Annotated in this window: 16 protein-coding genes, 1 tRNA gene and 1 pseudogene; 15 read left to right on the top strand and 3 right to left on the bottom strand. The window is 58.1% G+C overall.

The window, feature by feature from the left end:
• The 11 genes and pseudogenes from tuf to rpoC form a co-directional block, all read left to right on the top strand.
• Positions 1-138: pseudogene (tuf, locus tag K7A42_RS00330) on the top strand (elongation factor Tu); the annotation flags it as partial.
• Between the two features lie 141 nt (positions 139-279).
• Positions 280-1,173, top strand: coding sequence for an NAD-dependent epimerase/dehydratase family protein (locus K7A42_RS00325; RefSeq protein ID WP_282454652.1), 894 nt, complete (start codon positions 280-282; stop codon positions 1,171-1,173).
• Between the two features lie 125 nt (positions 1,174-1,298).
• Positions 1,299-1,374: transfer RNA gene (locus K7A42_RS00320), tRNA-Trp, on the top strand.
• A gap of 183 nt (positions 1,375-1,557) precedes the next feature.
• Positions 1,558-1,758, top strand: coding sequence for a preprotein translocase subunit SecE (gene secE / locus K7A42_RS00315; protein ID WP_004442643.1), 201 nt, complete (start codon positions 1,558-1,560; stop codon positions 1,756-1,758).
• Between the two features lie 21 nt (positions 1,759-1,779).
• Positions 1,780-2,310 (top strand): transcription termination/antitermination protein NusG, encoded by a 531-nt coding sequence (nusG, locus tag K7A42_RS00310; RefSeq protein WP_003523721.1) that lies wholly within the window; start codon positions 1,780-1,782, stop codon positions 2,308-2,310.
• A 144-nt stretch (positions 2,311-2,454) separates the two neighbouring features.
• Positions 2,455-2,886, top strand: a complete 432-nt coding sequence (gene rplK, locus K7A42_RS00305; RefSeq protein ID WP_004442641.1) for a 50S ribosomal protein L11 — start codon at positions 2,455-2,457, stop codon at positions 2,884-2,886.
• 2 nt (positions 2,887-2,888) lie between these two features.
• Positions 2,889-3,584 carry a 50S ribosomal protein L1 gene (rplA, locus tag K7A42_RS00300; protein ID WP_003507704.1) on the top strand — a complete coding sequence of 232 codons (696 nt, stop codon included), beginning with the start codon at positions 2,889-2,891 and terminating at the stop codon, positions 3,582-3,584.
• Between the two features lie 355 nt (positions 3,585-3,939).
• Complete coding sequence (rplJ, locus tag K7A42_RS00295; protein ID WP_004442637.1) at positions 3,940-4,458, top strand: 50S ribosomal protein L10; 519 nt, start codon at positions 3,940-3,942, stop codon at positions 4,456-4,458.
• 59 nt (positions 4,459-4,517) lie between these two features.
• Positions 4,518-4,895 carry a 50S ribosomal protein L7/L12 gene (gene rplL / locus K7A42_RS00290; RefSeq protein WP_004442635.1) on the top strand — a complete coding sequence of 126 codons (378 nt, stop codon included), beginning with the start codon at positions 4,518-4,520 and terminating at the stop codon, positions 4,893-4,895.
• 263 nt (positions 4,896-5,158) lie between these two features.
• Positions 5,159-9,295: a DNA-directed RNA polymerase subunit beta gene (gene rpoB / locus K7A42_RS00285; RefSeq protein WP_022556539.1), complete on the top strand. Its 4,137-nt coding sequence runs from the start codon at positions 5,159-5,161 to the stop codon at positions 9,293-9,295.
• A 180-nt stretch (positions 9,296-9,475) separates the two neighbouring features.
• Positions 9,476-13,684 carry a DNA-directed RNA polymerase subunit beta' gene (rpoC, locus tag K7A42_RS00280; protein ID WP_004442633.1) on the top strand — a complete coding sequence of 1,403 codons (4,209 nt, stop codon included), beginning with the start codon at positions 9,476-9,478 and terminating at the stop codon, positions 13,682-13,684.
• Positions 13,685-13,823: 139 nt separating this feature from the next.
• Here rpoC and K7A42_RS00275 read toward each other — a convergent pair whose 3' ends face one another.
• The 3 genes from K7A42_RS00275 to K7A42_RS00265 form a co-directional block, all read right to left on the bottom strand.
• Positions 13,824-14,909: a helix-turn-helix transcriptional regulator gene (locus K7A42_RS00275; protein WP_034495656.1), complete on the bottom strand. Its 1,086-nt coding sequence runs from the start codon at positions 14,907-14,909 to the stop codon at positions 13,824-13,826.
• 96 nt (positions 14,910-15,005) lie between these two features.
• Positions 15,006-15,356: a VOC family protein gene (locus K7A42_RS00270; protein WP_022556536.1), complete on the bottom strand. Its 351-nt coding sequence runs from the start codon at positions 15,354-15,356 to the stop codon at positions 15,006-15,008.
• 12 nt (positions 15,357-15,368) lie between these two features.
• Positions 15,369-15,662, bottom strand: coding sequence for a hypothetical protein (locus tag K7A42_RS00265; protein WP_003523731.1), 294 nt, complete (start codon positions 15,660-15,662; stop codon positions 15,369-15,371).
• A 527-nt stretch (positions 15,663-16,189) separates the two neighbouring features.
• On the opposite strand from K7A42_RS00265, the gene rpsL reads away from it, so the two are divergent.
• From rpsL to K7A42_RS00245, 4 genes are all read left to right on the top strand, one after another.
• On the top strand, positions 16,190-16,561 hold the full coding sequence (gene rpsL, locus K7A42_RS00260; protein WP_003507760.1) for a 30S ribosomal protein S12: 372 nt from the start codon (positions 16,190-16,192) through the stop codon (positions 16,559-16,561).
• A 76-nt stretch (positions 16,562-16,637) separates the two neighbouring features.
• Positions 16,638-17,108 carry a 30S ribosomal protein S7 gene (gene rpsG, locus K7A42_RS00255; RefSeq protein WP_004442621.1) on the top strand — a complete coding sequence of 157 codons (471 nt, stop codon included), beginning with the start codon at positions 16,638-16,640 and terminating at the stop codon, positions 17,106-17,108.
• A gap of 34 nt (positions 17,109-17,142) precedes the next feature.
• Positions 17,143-19,242 (top strand): elongation factor G, encoded by a 2,100-nt coding sequence (gene fusA / locus K7A42_RS00250; RefSeq protein ID WP_004442619.1) that lies wholly within the window; start codon positions 17,143-17,145, stop codon positions 19,240-19,242.
• A 65-nt stretch (positions 19,243-19,307) separates the two neighbouring features.
• Positions 19,308-19,448: GTP-binding protein (locus K7A42_RS00245; RefSeq protein WP_280995027.1), on the top strand; the 141-nt coding region annotated here is incomplete at its 3' end.

The raw sequence follows: 19,448 nt of genomic DNA, 5'->3' as shown, positions 1-19,448 counted from the left end.
ATGGTTATGCCTGGCGACAACGTCACCGTTGACGTCGAGCTGATCGTTCCGATCGCGATGGAAGAAAAGCTGCGCTTCGCTATCCGCGAAGGCGGCCGTACCGTCGGCGCCGGCATCGTTGCCTCGATCGTCGAGTAATCTTAAGGCCTGAAAGGCTTGACGAAAACCCCGCTGGCGACAGCGGGGTTTTTTCTTTTGTGTCTCGCGCCTGGAGGATGGGAGCTTTCGTTCCTCGGTCCCGGCTGCTACTTCATTGCTGGGGAGATGATGAGGAGTATCATGAAGAAGCGCATTCTGTTTACCGGTGGTTCCGGCAAGGCCGGACGGCATGTGATCCCGTGGCTCATCGACAAGGGATATGAGGTCCACAACATCGATCTCGTTCCGCTCGACAGGCCGGGCGTGACCAATCTCATCGTCGATATCACGGACAGCGGGCAGGTTTTTAATGCCCTTTCCGTGCATCGGAACTTCGCGGAGCTCGAAAGCGGGAAGGGTGTTCTGCCCTTTGATGCGGTGATCCATTTTGCTGCGGTTCCACGCATTTTGATCAAGCCGGACAACGAGACGTTCCGTATCAACACCATGGGAACCTATAATGTCATCGAGGCCGCGATAAAGCTTGGCATCCGAAAGGTAGTGATAGCATCGAGCGAGACCACATACGGGGTCTGTTTCGCCGAGGGCGAGAAGGATTTTCACCACCTCCCGCTTGAAGAGGACTACGATGTCGATCCGATGGATTCCTACGGACTGTCGAAGGTGGTGAATGAAAGAACCGCGCGGGCCTTTGCCGAGCGAAGCGGATACGACATTTACGCGCTGCGAATCGGCAATGTCATCGAACCCCATGAGTATGAGAAGTTTCCCGATTTCTTTGCCCATCCGGAAACACGCAAACGCAACGCCTGGGGCTACATCGACGCACGTGATCTCGGCCAGATCTGCCATCTTTGCATCGAAAAGGATGGCCTCGGTTATCAGGTCTTCAATGCCGTTAATGATACAGCTACGGCAACGGTCCCCACGCGCGAGCTTGCCCGGACATATTTCCCTCAGGTGCAATTCCGCCGAGAGATCGGAGAGCATGAGGGATTGATCTCCAACCGCAAGATTCGCGAGATCCTTGGTTTCAAGGAAGAGCATGACTGGCGGAAATACGTCAAAACCTGACGGGTGCATGATTTTCGGGGGCAGAGTGGAAAAAACAAAAAACACACTTGCCATTCTTTTCCCTGCACCTTAAAGGAGCGCATACCGAATTGGCCAAGCGATTTCGCGGTCGGTTCAGGTGATTAAGGGGTATAGCTCAGTTGGTAGAGCGGCGGTCTCCAAAACCGCAGGTCGGGGGTTCGAGCCCCTCTGCCCCTGCCACTTTCCATTCGCAAGCGCGGTTTTCGCTGCATGGCAGATGGGGCCGGTTTACCGGCGAATTTCGCCGAATGTCGATTTCCTCTTGTTAAAAGTGGAATCGGTGTTTATGTAGGGTCAAAACAGACACGCGGTGCGTGGGGCTGATTAGTTCGGCTTTACGCGCCGTAATTGCGTGGGCAGTCAATGGCATCCAAAACCAATCCGTTTACGTTTCTGCAGCAGGTTCGCGCCGAAGCGTCAAAGATCACTTGGCCGTCGCGCCGCGAGACCATGATTTCGACGGCTATGGTGCTGGTGATGGTCATTTTCGCGGCTCTGTTCTTTTTTGCTGCTGACCAGCTCATTGGCTGGATTCTCAGCCTTGTGCTGAACGTCGGCCGGTAACGGATTGAACGGAGAGTAAAGATGGCAGCGCGCTGGTATATCGTTCACGCATATTCGAATTTCGAAAAGAAGGTCGCCGAGTCGATCGAGGAAAAGGCCCGTCAGAAGGGTCTGGACCATCTTTTCGAGAAAATCCTCGTGCCGACCGAAAAGGTGGTCGAGGTGCGCCGCGGCCGCAAGGTCGATAGCGAGCGCAAGTTCTTTCCGGGTTACGTGCTGGTACGCGCCAACCTGACGGATGAGGCTTATCACCTCATCAAGAACACGCCGAAGGTCACCGGTTTCCTCGGTTCGGACAGCAAGCCTGTTCCGATTCCGGATTACGAAGCCGAGCGTATCCTTGGTCAGGTTCAGGAAGGTGTCGAGCGTCCGAAGTCTTCGGTTTCGTTCGAGATCGGCGAGCAGGTTCGCGTCTCCGACGGTCCTTTCGCGTCGTTCAACGGCGTGGTTCAGGACGTGGACGAAGAGCGTTCGCGCCTGAAGGTGGAAGTTTCGATTTTCGGCCGCGCAACGCCGGTCGAGCTGGAATACAATCAGGTCGAGAAGGTCTGATTGGCGGGGCGATGCCCCAAGCGCGTGGAAGGCTAACTGGCTCTTTAAGCCGGGGCAGGGCGCCGCACCACGCAACCGCAGCCGCCGGAGAAATCCGGCTTAAGAGAAGCCGGGCAACCGGTTTGAATTGAAAGGCAGAGAGATATGGCTAAGAAAGTTGCAGGCCAGCTCAAGTTGCAGGTAAAGGCTGGGTCGGCCAATCCGTCCCCGCCGATCGGTCCGGCACTTGGTCAGCGTGGCATTAACATCATGGAATTCTGCAAGGCGTTCAATGCCGCCACGCAGGAAATGGAAAAGGGTATGCCGATCCCGGTCGTCATCACCTATTACCAGGACAAGTCCTTCACCTTCGTCATGAAGCAGCCGCCGATGACGTACTGGCTGAAGAAGGAAGCAAAGATCACCTCCGGTTCCAAGACGCCTGGCAAGGGCGCCAAGGTCGGCTCCATCACCAAGGCTCAGGTCAAGTCGATCGCTGAAGCCAAGATGAAGGATCTGAACGCAGCCGACATCGAAGGCGCAATGGCAATGGTTGAGGGCTCTGCCCGCGCCATGGGCCTGGAAGTGGTAGGTTGATCATGGCCAAGGTAGCAAAGCGCATTCAGAAGATCCGCGAAGGCGTGGATCCGAACAAGCTCTACGTTCTCACCGACGCCATTTCGATGGTCAAGGAACGTGCAGTCGCGAAGTTCGACGAAACCGTTGAAGTTTCGATGAACCTCGGCGTTGACCCGCGCCATGCGGACCAGATGGTTCGTGGCGTTGTCAACCTGCCGAACGGCACCGGCCGTGACGTTCGCGTCGCCGTCTTCGCCCGTGGCGCCAAGGCTGATGAAGCCACGGCTGCCGGCGCTGACGTTGTTGGTGCGGAAGAACTGGTTGAAATCGTTCAGGGCGGCAAGATCGACTTCGATCGCTGCATCGCGACCCCGGACATGATGCCGCTCGTCGGCCGTCTCGGCAAGGTACTCGGCCCGCGTGGCATGATGCCGAACCCGAAGGTCGGAACCGTGACCATGGACGTTGCCGGTGCTGTCAAGGCATCCAAGGGTGGCGCTGTCGAATTCCGCGTCGAAAAGGCCGGTATCGTGCACGCTGGCGTTGGCAAGGCTTCGTTCGACGCCAAGGCTCTTGAGGAAAACATCAAGGCTTTCGCCGATGCGGTCATCAAGGCAAAGCCGGCTGGCGCCAAGGGCAACTATGTCAAGCGCGTCGCGATTTCCTCGACCATGGGTCCGGGTGTCAAGATCGACCCTTCGTCGGTTACGGCTTAATCAATTCTCGCGCTTCCGGAGTGAAGTGTGAATAAAAGAATTTCCGGCTCCCAGGAGCCGGAGATTTCCGGGGAAACCCGGAACTCCTGTCCGAGATTGCGGGTGGCCATGTCCTTCGGGGCCCGGCCTTAATCATTTAGCCTGCATGAGACGGGTGAGGCTGGATTTGAGGCATCTGTCGATGCCTGACTGTCCGGTTCGAACCTGGTGTGCCTGTGCCTGAAGCCGTTTGCGGCGACAGAGCGGGGGACAGGATCCTCGAGCGTCGCTCGGGATCTTTGTAAAAAGGTCCCTTGGGGCAAAGGCAAACCCGACGGGTTCACAATCATGTGGCCCCGTCTACTGGAGACAGACAGTGGAAAGAGCGGAAAAACGCGAATTCGTCACGGAGCTGAACGAAGTCTTCAAGGCTTCCGGTTCGGTTGTCGTGGCCCACTATGCTGGTGTCACCGTTGCGCAGATGAACGACTTCCGTTCGAAGATGCGCGCTGCCGGAGGCACCGTCAAGGTCGCGAAGAACCGCCTGGCCAAGATCGCTCTTCAGGGTACGGAGTCGGAAGGGATGACCAATCTCTTCAAGGGACAGACGCTGATTGCATACAGCACTGACCCGATGATCGCTCCGAAAGTCGTCATGGATTTCGCCAAGACCAACGACAAGGTCGTTGTTTTGGGCGGTGCCATGGGCGCAACCACGCTCAACGCCGAAGCAGTCAAGTCGCTCGCGACCCTGCCTTCGCTGGACGAGCTGCGCGCAAAGCTGCTGGGCCTTCTCAATGCCCCGGCAACTCGCGTCGCTACGGTTGTCGCCGCACCTGCAAGCCAGCTGGCTCGGGTGTTCTCGGCTTACGCCAAGAAGGACGAAGCCGCTTAAGGCGGTTTTTCGCTGTAAATATTCAAACTGGTTCGAACTGAACAAAAGGAACTATCAAAATGGCTGATCTCGCAAAGATCGTAGAAGACCTCTCCTCGCTGACCGTTCTGGAAGCTGCAGAACTGTCCAAGCTTCTCGAAGAAAAGTGGGGCGTTTCCGCCGCTGCTCCGGTAGCCGTTGCTGCTGCTGGCGGCGCTGCTGCTGCTGCTGCTCCGGAAGAAGAAAAGACCGAGTTCGACGTTATCCTGGTTGACGCTGGCGCCAACAAGATCAACGTCATCAAGGAAGTTCGCGGCATCACCGGCCTCGGCCTCAAGGAAGCCAAGGACCTCGTTGAAGGCGCTCCGAAGCCGGTCAAGGAAGCCGTTTCCAAGGCTGAAGCTGCTGATCTCAAGAAGAAGCTTGAAGACGCAGGCGCCAAGGTTGACGTTAAGTAATCTTGCGATTGCTGGCGGGAAGGGGCTTAATGCCCCTTCCCGTCGTCATCGTTTTTAAAACTCATTACCCAAAAGCCGCGTGAAAATGGCTTTTGGGTAATGGGTTCTTCAAGAGAATGGTTCCGAACCGGCTCATCAAGGCAATCCGGCCTGATCGATCCGGGATGTGGAACGAGATTGAGGATACCCATTGATTGACGGGATCGACTGGCCATCGGTTCCCGTCCGTTGCAGGCCCGGATGCAATTTTTAAAGGAGCGACGATGGCTCAGACCCTTTCGTTTAACGGTCGCAGGCGCGTACGCAAGTTTTTCGGCAAAATTCCAGAAGTAGCGGAAATGCCGAACCTCATTGAGGTTCAGAAGGCTTCGTACGACCAGTTTCTCATGGTTGACGAGCCCAAGGGTGGCCGTCCCGACGAGGGATTGAATGCCGTTTTCAAATCCGTATTCCCGATCACCGATTTTTCCGGCGCCTCCATGCTCGAATTCGTATCCTACGAATTCGAAGCGCCGAAGTTCGACGTCGAAGAATGCCGTCAGCGCGATCTGACCTATGCAGCGCCGCTCAAGGTGACGCTGCGCCTCATCGTGTTCGATATCGATGAAGATACGGGCGCGAAGTCCATCAAGGACATCAAGGAACAGTCCGTCTACATGGGCGACATGCCGCTCATGACCAATAACGGCACGTTCATCGTCAACGGCACCGAGCGCGTCATCGTTTCGCAGATGCACCGTTCGCCGGGCGTGTTCTTCGATCACGACAAGGGCAAGAGCCATTCTTCCGGCAAACTGCTCTTTGCTGCCCGTGTCATTCCGTATCGCGGTTCCTGGCTCGACATCGAGTTCGACGCCAAGGATATCGTCTATGCGCGTATCGACCGTCGCCGCAAGATTCCCGTCACCTCGCTGCTGATGGCGCTTGGCATGGACGGCGAAGACATTCTGTCGACCTTCTACACCAAGGCTTCCTATGAGCGTGACGGCGACGGCTGGCGTATTCCGTTCCAGCCCGAAGCGCTGAAGAACGCCAAGGTCGTCACCGACATGATCGACGCCGATACCGGCGAAGTGGTCGTCGAGGCCGGCAAGAAGCTCACGCCGCGCCTTATCCGCCAGCTCTCCGAAAAGGGCCTCAAGGCGCTGAAGGCGACCGACGAAGACCTTTACGGCAACTATCTGGCCGAAGACATCGTCAACTACGAGACGGGTGAAATCTATCTCGAGGCCGGCGACGAAATCGACGAGAAGACCCTCGGTCTGATCCTGCAGTCCGGTTTTGACGAGATTCCGGTTCTCAACATCGACCACGTCAATGTTGGCGCCTATATCCGCAACACACTGTCTGCCGACAAGAACGAGAACCGCCAGGAAGCCCTGTTCGACATCTACCGCGTCATGCGTCCGGGTGAGCCGCCGACCATGGATTCGGCGGAAGCGATGTTCAACTCGCTGTTCTTCGATGCAGAGCGTTACGATCTTTCGGCCGTTGGTCGCGTGAAGATGAACATGCGCCTCGACCTCGACGCGGAAGACACCGTGCGCACGCTGCGCAAGGAAGACATCCTCGCCGTCGTCAAGATGCTGGTCGAACTGCGCGACGGCAAGGGCGAAATCGACGACATCGACAACCTCGGCAACCGCCGTGTGCGTTCTGTCGGCGAACTGATGGAAAACCAGTATCGTCTGGGCCTTCTGCGCATGGAACGTGCGATCAAGGAACGTATGTCCTCGATCGAAATCGACACCGTGATGCCGCAGGACCTGATCAATGCGAAGCCGGCAGCTGCTGCCGTTCGCGAATTCTTCGGTTCCTCGCAGCTGTCGCAGTTCATGGACCAGGTGAACCCGCTTTCGGAAATCACCCACAAGCGTCGTCTTTCGGCTCTTGGACCGGGTGGTCTGACCCGCGAGCGCGCCGGCTTCGAAGTCCGCGACGTTCACCCGACCCACTACGGCCGTATTTGCCCGATCGAGACGCCGGAAGGCCCGAACATCGGTCTGATCAACTCGCTTGCAACCTTTGCCCGTGTCAACAAGTACGGCTTCATCGAGAGCCCGTACCGCAAGATCACCGACGGCAAGGTCACTAACGACGTTATCTACCTCTCCGCCATGGAAGAGGCGAAGTATTACGTCGCGCAGGCCAACGCGCCGCTCAATGAAGACGGTTCTTTCTCGGAAGAGTTCGTCGTCTGCCGTCACTCGGGCGAAGTTATGCTCGCACCGCGTGACAACATCAACCTGATGGACGTTTCGCCGAAGCAGCTCGTTTCGGTCGCAGCGGCTCTCATTCCGTTCCTGGAAAACGACGACGCCAACCGCGCTCTCATGGGCTCGAACATGCAGCGTCAGGCCGTTCCGCTTCTGCGGGCGGAAGCGCCTTTTGTGGGCACCGGCATGGAACCGATCGTTGCGCGTGACTCCGGCGCTGCCATCGCGGCTCGCCGCGGCGGTGTCGTCGACCAGGTCGACGCGACGCGTATCGTTATCCGCGCTACGGAAGATCTCGATGCAGGCAAGTCCGGCGTTGACATCTACCGTCTGCAGAAGTTCCAGCGTTCGAACCAGAACACCTGCGTCAACCAGCGTCCGCTGGTGTCCGTCGGCGATATCATCTCCAAGGGTGACATCATCGCGGATGGTCCGTCGACCGACCTCGGTGACCTGGCTCTCGGCCGTAACGCGCTCGTCGCGTTCATGCCCTGGAATGGCTACAACTACGAAGACTCGATCCTGATGTCGGAGCGTATCGTTTCCGACGACGTGTTCACCTCCATCCACATCGAAGAATTCGAAGTGATGGCGCGTGACACGAAGCTTGGTCCGGAAGAAATCACGCGCGATATTCCGAACGTTTCGGAAGAAGCGCTGAAGAACCTCGACGAAGCCGGTATCGTCTACATCGGTGCGGAAGTTCAGCCGGGCGACATCCTCGTCGGCAAGATCACGCCGAAGGGCGAAAGCCCGATGACGCCGGAAGAAAAGCTTCTGCGCGCCATCTTCGGTGAAAAGGCTTCCGACGTTCGCGACACCTCCATGCGCATGCCTCCGGGCACGTTCGGTACGGTCGTGGAAGTCCGCGTCTTCAACCGTCACGGTGTGGAGAAGGACGAGCGCGCGATGGCTATCGAGCGCGAAGAGATCGAGCGTCTGGCGAAGGACCGTGACGACGAGCAGGCGATCCTCGACCGTAACGTCTACGGCCGTCTGATCGACATGCTGCGTGGCCAGGTTTCGATTGCCGGTCCGAAGGGCTTCAAGAAGGGCGTCGAGCTCTCCAACGCCGTCGTCTCCGAATATCCCCGCTCGCAGTGGTGGATGTTCGCCGTCGAGGACGAAAAGGCCCAGGCTGAGATCGAAGCACTTCGCGGCCAGTACGACGAATCCAAGTCGCGCCTTGAGCAGCGCTTCATGGACAAGGTCGAAAAGGTCCAGCGCGGCGATGAAATGCCTCCGGGCGTCATGAAGATGGTCAAGGTCTTCGTTGCCGTTAAGCGCAAGATCCAGCCGGGCGACAAGATGGCCGGCCGTCACGGTAACAAGGGCGTCGTCTCGCGTATCGTTCCCGTCGAGGACATGCCGTTCCTCGAAGACGGCACGCATGTCGACATCTGCTTGAACCCGCTCGGCGTGCCGTCGCGCATGAACGTCGGCCAGATCCTCGAAACCCACCTCGCATGGGCATGCGCAGGCATGGGCAAGAAGATCGGCGAGATGCTCGAAGAGTATCGCAAGACGATGGACATCAGCGAGCTTCGCAGCGAGCTGACGGAAATCTACGCGTCTGAAGCCAATGACGAGGTTCAGCGTTTTGACGACGACTCGCTCGTCAAGCTCGCCGAAGAAGCCAAGCGCGGTGTTTCCATCGCGACTCCGGTTTTCGACGGTGCACATGAGCCTGACGTTGCCGCGATGCTGAAGAAGGCAGGTCTGCATGAATCCGGTCAGTCCGTTCTTTACGACGGCCGTACCGGTGAGCCGTTCGACCGCAAGGTCACCGTCGGCTACATGTACATGATCAAGCTGAACCACCTTGTCGACGACAAGATCCACGCTCGTTCGATCGGTCCTTACTCGCTCGTTACCCAGCAGCCGCTGGGCGGCAAGGCGCAGTTCGGCGGTCAGCGCTTCGGGGAAATGGAAGTCTGGGCTCTGGAAGCATACGGCGCGGCTTACACGCTGCAGGAAATGCTCACCGTCAAGTCGGACGACGTGGCTGGCCGCACGAAGGTTTACGAAGCAATCGTCCGTGGCGACGACACCTTCGAAGCCGGTATCCCCGAGAGCTTCAACGTTCTCGTCAAGGAAATGCGGTCGCTCGGCCTGTCCGTCGAGCTGGAAAACTCGAAGATCGAGAACCAGCCCGAAGACCAGCTGCCTGACGCGGCGGAATAAACACGATAGAGGCGGGCGCCTGAGAGGGCGCCTGCCGGTTTCCCGAGCGGTCTTTGCGGTTCGGGATACTTTCGCCGCATTATGCGGTTAATCCGTATTTAAAGCTCTGGACGGCGACCCGGGAAGAAGCCGGTCCAGATGCAAACAGGGGCAGCAGCTAGCCTCTCAAGGAGACAAGGCATGAACCAAGAGGTCATGAATCTTTTCAATCCTCAGGTGCCTGCGCAGCATTTCGATTCCATCCGGATTTCGATCGCTTCGCCGGAAAAAATCCTGTCGTGGTCCTACGGCGAGATCAAGAAGCCGGAAACCATCAACTACCGTACGTTCAAGCCTGAGCGTGACGGTCTTTTCTGCGCGCGTATCTTCGGGCCGATCAAGGACTATGAGTGCCTGTGCGGCAAGTACAAGCGCATGAAGTACAAGGGCATCATCTGCGAAAAGTGCGGCGTCGAAGTCACGCTGTCGCGCGTTCGCCGTGAGCGCATGGGCCATATCGAGCTCGCAGCGCCGGTTGCCCACATCTGGTTCCTGAAGTCGCTTCCTTCGCGTATCTCGACCCTGCTCGACATGACGCTGAAGGATGTCGAGCGTGTTCTCTATTTCGAGAACTACATTGTCACGGAACCCGGTCTCACCTCGCTCAAGCAGAACCAGCTTCTGTCTGAAGAAGAGTACATGATCGCCGTTGACGAGTTCGGCGAAGACCAGTTCACCGCCATGATCGGCGCTGAAGCCATCTATGAGATGCTGGCTTCGATGAACCTCGAAAAGATCGCCGGCGACCTGCGTGCCGAACTTGCTGAGACCACGTCGGATCTCAAGCAGAAGAAGCTGATGAAGCGCCTGAAGATCGTCGAGAACTTCATGGAATCGGGCAACCGTCCTGAATGGATGATCATGAAGGTCGTTCCGGTCATTCCGCCGGACCTGCGTCCGCTGGTTCCGCTGGATGGCGGCCGTTTTGCGACGTCCGACCTCAACGATCTCTATCGCCGCGTCATCAACCGTAACAACCGTCTGAAGCGCCTGATCGAGCTTCGTGCGCCTGGCATCATCATCCGCAACGAAAAGCGTATGTTGCAGGAATCCGTCGATGCGCTGTTCGACAACGGCCGTCGCGGTCGCGTCATCACGGGTGCCAACAAGCGTCCGCTGAAGTCGCTCTCCGACATGCTCAAGGGCAAGCAGGGCCGCTTCCGCCAGAACCTTCTCGGCAAGCGCGTCGACTATTCCGGCCGTTCGGTCATCGTGACCGGTCCCGAACTGAAGCTGCACCAGTGCGGTCTGCCGAAGAAGATGGCGCTCGAACTGTTCAAGCCGTTCATCTACGCCCGTCTTGACGCCAAGGGTTATTCCTCGACCGTCAAGCAGGCCAAGAAGCTGGTTGAAAAGGAAAAGCCTGAAGTCTGGGATATCCTCGACGAGGTCATCCGCGAGCATCCGGTTCTGCTGAACCGCGCACCGACGCTGCACCGTCTGGGTATCCAGGCTTTCGAACCCATGCTGGTCGAAGGCAAGGCCATCCAGCTGCACCCGCTCGTCTGCACGGCCTTCAACGCCGACTTCGACGGTGACCAGATGGCTGTTCACGTTCCGCTTTCGCTGGAAGCCCAGCTGGAAGCGCGCGTGCTGATGATGTCGACCAACAACATCCTGCATCCGGCAAACGGCCACCCGATCATCGTTCCCTCGCAGGACATGGTTCTCGGCCTGTATTACCTGTCGATCATGAACCAGAACGAGCCGGGCGAAGGCATGGCCTTCTCCGACATCGGTGAGCTGCATCACGCGCTTGAAAACAAGGTCGTGACGCTGCATGCCAAGATCCGTGGTCGCTTCAAGACCGTGGATGCCGATGGCAAGCCGGTTTCGAAGATCCATGAGACGACCCCCGGCCGTATGCTGATTGGCGAGCTTCTGCCGAAGAACGTCAACGTGCCTTTCGACGTCTGCAACCAGGAAATGACCAAGAAGAACATCTCCAAGATGATCGACACGGTCTACCGTCATTGCGGCCAGAAAGACACGGTCATCTTCTGTGACCGCATCATGCAGCTCGGCTTTGCCCATGCCTGCCGCGCCGGCATTTCGTTCGGCAAGGACGACATGGTCATTCCTGACAGCAAGGTGAAGATCGTTGGCGACACCGAAGCTCTCGTGAAGGAATACGAACAGCAGTACAATGACGGTCTCATCACCCAGGGCGAAAAGTACAACAAGGTTGTCGACGCCTGGGGCAAGGCAACCGAAAAGGTCGCCGAAGAGATGATGGCACGCATCAAGGCTGTCGAGTTCGATCCGGAAACGGGCCGCCAGAAGCCGATGAACTCCATCTACATGATGTCTCACTCGGGTGCTCGTGGTTCTCCGAACCAGATGCGTCAGCTGGGCGGCATGCGCGGCCTGATGGCGAAGCCATCGGGTGAAATCATCGAGACGCCGATCATCTCGAACTTCAAGGAAGGCCTGACCGTTAACGAGTACTTCAACTCGACCCACGGTGCCCGTAAGGGTCTCGCAGACACCGCCCTGAAGACCGCGAACTCGGGTTACCTGACCCGTCGTCTCGTCGACGTCGCGCAGGATTGCATCGTCAACTCCAGGGATTGCGGCACCGACAAGGGCCTCACCATGACTGCCATCGTTGATGCCGGTCAGGTGGTTGCTTCGCTCGGCGCGCGTATCCTCGGTCGTACGGCTCTCGATGACATCGACAACCCGGTCACCGGCGAGAACATCGTCAAGGCTGGCACGCTGATCGACGAAGCCGACGTGGCTGCCATCGAGAAGGCTGGCATCCAGTCCGTTCGCATCCGCTCGGCGCTCACCTGCGAAGTGCAGGTTGGTGTCTGCGGCGTCTGCTACGGTCGTGACCTTGCACGCGGTACGCCTGTCAACATGGGCGAAGCCGTTGGCGTTATCGCCGCTCAGTCGATCGGTGAACCTGGCACGCAGCTCACCATGCGTACGTTCCACCTTGGTGGCACGGCAAACGTGGTCGATCAGTCGTTCCTCGAAGCGTCTTATGAAGGCACGATCCAGATCAAGAACCGCAACATCCTGCGGAACTCCGAAGGCGTTCTCATCGCCATGGGCCGTAACATGTCCGTTACGATCCTTGATGAGCGCGGCGCGGAACGTTCCACACAGCGTGTGGCTTACGGTTCGAAGATCTTCGTTGATGATGGCGACAAGGTAAAGCGTGGCCAGCGTCTTGCAGAGTGGGACCCCTACACCCGTCCGATGATGACGGAAGTGGAAGGTACCGTTCACTTCGAAGACCTCGTCGACGGTCTCTCCGTTCTGGAAGCAACCGACGAATCCACCGGCATCACCAAGCGTCAGGTCATTGACTGGCGTTCGACGCCGCGCGGTTCGGATCTCAAGCCTGCGATCGTCATCAAGGACGCGTCCGGCGCTGTTGCGAAGCTTGCCCGTGGTGGCGAAGCCCGCTTCCAGCTCTCGGTCGACGCCATCCTGTCGGTCGAGCCGGGTGCGAAGGTCTCCCAGGGTGACGTGCTTGCACGTTCGCCGCTGGAAAGCGCCAAGACGAAGGACATCACCGGTGGTCTGCCGCGCGTTGCGGAACTGTTCGAAGCCCGTCGTCCGAAGGATCACGCCATCATCGCAGAGATCGATGGTACGATCCGCCTCGGCCGCGACTACAAGAACAAGCGCCGCGTGATGATCGAGCCTGCGGAAGACGGCGTCGAGCCGGTCGAATACCTGATCCCGAAGGGCAAGCCCTTCCACCTTCAGGAAGGCGACTATATCGAAAAGGGTGAATACATCCTCGACGGTAACCCGGCGCCGCACGACATTCTGGCGATCAAGGGCGTGGAGGCTCTGGCTTCCTACCTCGTGAACGAAATCCAGGAAGTCTACCGTCTGCAGGGCGTTGTGATCAACGACAAGCACATCGAGGTGATCGTTCGCCAGATGCTGCAGAAGGTTGAAATCACCGATGCTGGCGATAGCCAGTACATCGTGGGTGACAACGTTGATCGCATCGAGCTCGATGACAACAACGACCGCCTGATCGAAGAAGGCAAGAAGCCTGCCTATGGCGAGCCGGTTCTGCTCGGCATCACCAAGGCTTCGCTGCAGACGCCGTCCTTCATCTCGGCCGCATCCTTCCAGGAAACCACCAAGGTTCTCACGGAAGCTGCGATTGCCGGCAAGACGGACACGCTGCAGGGCCTCAAGGAAAACGTCATTGTCGGCCGTCTCATCCCGGCCGGTACCGGCGGCACCATGACGCAGATCCGCCGCATCGCCACCTCGCGCGACGACCTCATTCTCGAGGAACGCCGCAAGGGTACCGGTGCAGGTTCTGCAAACCAGATGCTGCAGGACATGACGGACCAGGCTCCGGCTGCCGAGTAAGGTCAGACAGGGCAGGGGCTTTGTGGAGCCCCCCCAAAGTTCAAAGCAAAACGCCCGGAGCAATCCGGGCGTTTTTGTTTGTATGGACAGAGGCCGGGCGCCTCCACCGTCGCCCGGCATTCCTGAATATGCGACAGGGCTAGTCCTGTTTCCGGATGTTGTAGCGGGTCAGGACAGAGAGGCGCCGAACAAGATCGGTCTGGCCTGCGCTGCCGGTCTTGGCATAGATCGACTTTGCGTTGCTGCGCACCGTTTCATGGGAAATCTGCAATTGCTTCGCCACTGCCGGTAGCGAAAGTCCTTTCATGATTTCCAAAGCCACGCGTGCCTCGCCTCTTGTGAGGTCGTATAGCCCCTTCAATAACGCGCTTGCGTCGGCAATGGTGCCGGTGGGCTGCGATATGAGCACGATGGCGTTGCCTTTCGGAGATAAGTCGAGCGCCGTCTTGCGCAGCGGTATGACGTGAAGAATGCAGGGTCTATCTTCACCAGCGGGGAGAGGGAAAGAACCGGCATCGTGCCCGGCCAGCGCTTTGTATAGGAGCCGGTTCACCCTCTCGTCAGCAATGGCAATACTGTCGCGTGTGGGGGCGGCGAAACATTTCTGCAATGACAGGAAGAGATCGTTGGCCGAGAGAATGAGGCCGTTTGCCTGCAGCACGGCTGCCGGAGCGCCAATGGCATTGAGGCCGAAGGTCATCGCGTCGGCTTTCTGCCGTTGCAGCCGCGTTGCGAGCGCAAGGCTACGGGCGATATGTGGCCTCAGTCCGGCGAGCGCAGCCATCGTATCAGGCCGGATTATGCCAGCTTCCAGCCTGTGTTCAAACAGCACTGTCATCTCCGGATGGCCGGGCGGCGCGACCTGTGTCGTCGCACCATAGCCCAGGCCGCGGGGCCTGAGGAACTCACGGACGATCGGCAGTTCGGCCCATTCATCAGGGGTGAAGACGTCGAAATCCTGCACGAAGGCGAACCGGCCTTCACGGGCAGTACGCGTAAGGCGATCATTGCGGTGATTCCAGCCTCCCGCCATGTAGTCCTTCATCAGTTCTTGAAAGTTGGGCGTGTGCAGCCAGGCCTGGTCTTCCCCCTTGCCCCAGGTGATGGCGCCGCCCCAGAAACCGAGGCGGCCGCCGGCATTTGCCAGAACCTGCGACCAGCGGTCGGGAAAAAGCGCCGCTTCATAAATGTCATCGATAATGTCTGACGACGATAAAGTATCCAACCCGACCCCGAAATTTTGCGTCGGAACTATTCTAAGCCTATGTTTGCGCGGCATTCAATCTTTTAAGAATCAATACTATTATTCAGACTACATATTCTATAAGTGACTTAATATATTGACAAGCTTTCCAAAAGGGTCGCGTACGAACAGGCGACGTACGCCCCAGGACTCGACGGTGGGGCCGTATTCTATCGGCAGTCCGGCTGCGACGATCCGGTTGCGGACCTCGTCGAAATTGTCGACTTCTATGGAGAAGTCCGGCACATCTGTGCCGGAACCGCCTTCGCGCGCAAAGCTTAGCTGCGCCGGCGCCTTGAGCGGGCTGGCATGGGTGACGATCCAGCCGTGATCCATGGCGACCGGCATGCCGAGGATATCGCCATAAAAGACCTGCGCCAGCGCGGGGTCGGAGGTAGCGATGTTGGCGACGACACGTCTGACCGCCATGGCCAAGGCTCTTCAGGCGAAGCGGATGATGGCGACTTCGCCTTCGAGCGCGCCCTGATAGGCCGAGGCGTGCGGCTCTTCATCGGGAATTTCGGTCAGCATGCCGATCTGGTCGAGATCGGCTTCGATGAAGCCTTCCTCGGAAAGCGCGTTCAGCGTTTCGCGAACGGCTGTGTCGTCATCCGGCGCCCTGAGGATGACGTGAATGTCGATACCCTCGGAGTTGTCGGTTTCGTAAGCCTTGCCGATGACGATGAAGACCATCGGCTCGTCGCGTCCGTTGTCGTTGTCGGGGAGGGTGCTCATGACGCGGTTCCTTGATCTTTCGTTGCTGTCATCAGGGCAGGGGGAATCGGTTCCGCCCGCGGCGCGGCCATGTCCGGCCAGCCTGAGGGAATCAATAGACGGATTTTATGAAAAGCCAAAGGCCGGAGGTTAAAATCGCTGCCGTTGATGCCGACTTATGGTATAGGGAGGGGGAAATGGCGTTGCGGTGGCGTTCGTGGCCCCGGGGGCGGGCGCAAAATGCGGATTCACCCTTGACGAAAGCTGGCTAAAACAGTAGTACGCCCGCCATCGGAGCCTCTGTGGGTGCTGGCCGTTCGGTAAGCTTTTTCCCGAACATCATCTCAAACGGGTCTCCATTGCACGTAGAAGACACGAATGTTGCACGCAAGACGCCTCATCCGGTGTCCTCTGCTCTTGGTGGTCCATCCGTGAAACCGGATCGGGCCACGTTTTGCGCATGAGGATATATGCGTGCATCGTCGCCGGCAACGGCATAGCCGCCACCCGTGAGGGTGGCTAAAGTAGTTTTTGCAAGGGATGGTTATATGCCTACCGTAAACCAGCTGATCCGCAAGCCTCGCCAGGCACAGGTAAAGCGCAACAAGGTTCCTGCCCTGCAGGAAAACCCGCAGAAGCGTGGTGTTTGCACCCGCGTTTACACGACGACCCCGAAGAAGCCGAACTCGGCTCTGCGTAAGGTTGCCAAGATCCGCCTCACCAACGGCTTCGAAGTCATCGGCTACATTCCTGGCGAAGGTCACAACCTTCAGGAACACTCTGTCGTCATGATCCGCGGCGGCCGTGTGAAGGACTTGCCGGGCGTTCGTTACCACATCATCCGCGGTGTTCTCGATACCCAGGGCGTCAAGAACCGCAAGCAGCGCCGTTCGAAGTACGGTGCGAAGCGTCCGAAGTAATTTCGGCAACAACAATTCGGCGCTGCGCGAGGTTCTCCGCGTGGTATAGCGTCAATAACATTGAGAGACAAAAAGTATGTCCCGTCGCCATAGTGCAGAAAAGCGTGAGATCAACCCGGATCCGAAGTTCGGTGATCTGGTCGTCACCAAGTTCATGAACGCCATCATGCTTCACGGCAAGAAGTCGGTAGCAGAAAGCATCGTTTACGGCGCGTTCGACGTCGTTCAGGGCAAGACGAAGCAGGAGCCGCTCGCCGTGTTCCATTCGGCCCTCGACAATGTTGCGCCGCATGTTGAAGTGCGTTCGCGCCGCGTTGGTGGTGCGACATACCAGGTTCCGGTTGATGTTCGTCCCGAGCGTCGCCAGGCCCTCGCAATCCGCTGGTTGATCACCGCTGCGCGCAAGCGCAACGAAACGACCATGATCGATCGCCTCTCCGGCGAACTCATGGACGCTGCGAACAACCGCGGCTCCGCCGTCAAGAAGCGTGAAGACACGCACAAGATGGCCGACGCTAACCGCGCATTCTCGCATTACCGCTGGTAATCTTAACCGATCGCATATCGAAAGGCAGTCCATTATGGCTCGCGAATATAAAATCGAAGACTACCGCAATTTCGGTATCATGGCGCATATCGACGCCGGCAAGACGACCACCACCGAGCGTATTCTCTATTACACCGGTAAGTCGCACAAGATCGGCGAAGTTCACGATGGCGCAGCCACGATGGACTGGATGGAGCAGGAGCAGGAGCGTGGTATCACCATCACGTCCGCTGCGACCACGACCTTCTGGAAGGGCCGTGACGGCAAGACCCGCCGCTTCAACATCATCGACACCCCCGGCCACGTTGACTTCACCATCGAAGTCGAGCGTTCGCTGCGCGTTCTCGACGGCGCCATCGCGCTGCTCGACGCCAACGCCGGTGTTGAGCCGCAGACGGAAACCGTCTGGCGTCAGGCTGAGAAGTATCATGTTCCGCGCATGATCTTCTGCAACAAGATGGACAAGACCGGTGCTGACTTCTACCGCTCGGTAGAAATGATCAAGACCCGTCTCGGCGCCACTGCCGTTGTCATGCAGCTGCCGATCGGCGCTGAGACCGAGTTCAAGGGCGTTATCGACCTGATCGAGATGAATGCTCTCGTATGGCGCGACGAGTCGCTCGGCGCCCAGTGGGACGTCGTCGAGATCCCCGAGGACATGAAGGCCAAGGCTGAAGAATATCGCGAAAAGCTGATCGAGACGGTTGTCGAGATCGACGAAGAAGCGATGGAAGCCTACCTCGAAGGCAACTACCCGGACAACGACAAGATTCGTGAACTCGTTCGCCGCGGCACCATCGACGTGAAGTTCCACCCGATGTTCTGCGGTACCGCGTTCAAGAACAAGGGCGTTCAGCCGCTCCTCGACGCCGTTGTCGACTATCTGCCTTCGCCGCTGGACATCCCGGCGATCAAGGGCATCGACGCCAAGACGGAAGCCGAAATCGAGCGTCACGCTGACGATTCCGAGCCGCTTTCCATGCTCGCGTTCAAGATCATGAACGACCCCTTCGTTGGTTCGCTCACTTTCGCACGCATCTACTCGGGCAAGCTCGAAAAGGGCACGTCTGTCATGAATACGGTCAAGGACAAGCGCGAGCGCGTCGGCCGTATGCTTCAGATGCACTCCAACAGCCGTGAAGACATCGAAGAAGCCTATGCAGGCGACATCGTTGCTCTGGCTGGTCTCAAGGAAACCACCACTGGCGATACGCTCTGCGATCCGCTGAAGCCGGTTATCCTCGAGCGCATGGAATTCCCCGAGCCGGTCATCCAGATCGCGATCGAGCCGAAGACCAAGGGCGACCAGGAAAAGATGGGCCTCGCGCTCAACCGTCTGGCTGCAGAAGATCCGTCCTTCCGTGTCAAGACCGACGACGAATCCGGCCAGACCATCATTGCCGGCATGGGCGAACTTCACCTCGACATCATCGTTGACCGTATGCGTCGCGAGTTCAAGGTTGAAGCAACCGTCGGTGCTCCGCAGGTTGCCTACCGTGAAACGATCACGCGTCAGCACGAAGAAGACTACACGCACAAGAAGCAGTCCGGTGGTACCGGTCAGTTCGCTCGCGTGAAGATCATCTTCGAACCGAACCCCGAAGGCGAAGACTTCAAGTTCGAGTCGAAGATCGTCGGTGGTGCTGTTCCGAAGGAATACATCCCGGGCGTTCAGAAGGGTATCGAAAGCGTTCTGTCTTCCGGTCCGCTGGCTGGCTTCCCGATGCTCGGCGTCAAGGCTACGCTGGTCGACGGTGCATTCCACGATGTTGACTCGTCGGTTCTCGCCTTCGAAATCGCATCGCGTGCCTGCTTCCGTGAAGCAGCCAAGAAGGCTGGTGCACAGCTTCTCGAGCCGATGATGAAGGTCGAAGTCGTAACGCCGGAAGACTATGTCGGCGACGTTATCGGCGACCTGAACTCCCGTCGTGGTCAGATCCAGGGCCAGGAAAGCCGTGGTATCGCCGTCGTCATCAACGCGCATGTTCCGCTCGCGAACATGTTCAAGTACGTCGATAACCTGCGCTCCATGTCGCAGGGTCGCGCTCAGTACTCGATGACGTTCGATCACTATTCGCCGGTTCCGTCGAACGTGGCGCAGGAAATCCAGGCAAAGTACTCCGGTCAGAAGTGATCGGGGTACGCCCCACCGAATTTTGAAGATTATTCCCGTCACGGGACAAGAATGGAGAGCCACTAATGGCAAAGAGCAAGTTTGAGCGGACGAAGCCGCACGTCAACATTGGCACGATCGGTCACGTTGACCATGGCAAGACGTCGCTGACGGCAGCAATCACGAAGTTCTTCGGCGAGTTCAAGGCGTATGACCAGATCGACGCG

The organism is Agrobacterium sp. InxBP2 (assembly GCF_026191755.1).
Classification (GTDB): domain Bacteria; phylum Pseudomonadota; class Alphaproteobacteria; order Rhizobiales; family Rhizobiaceae; genus Agrobacterium; species Agrobacterium pusense.
This window is presented reverse-complemented; position numbering and strand designations above follow the sequence as displayed.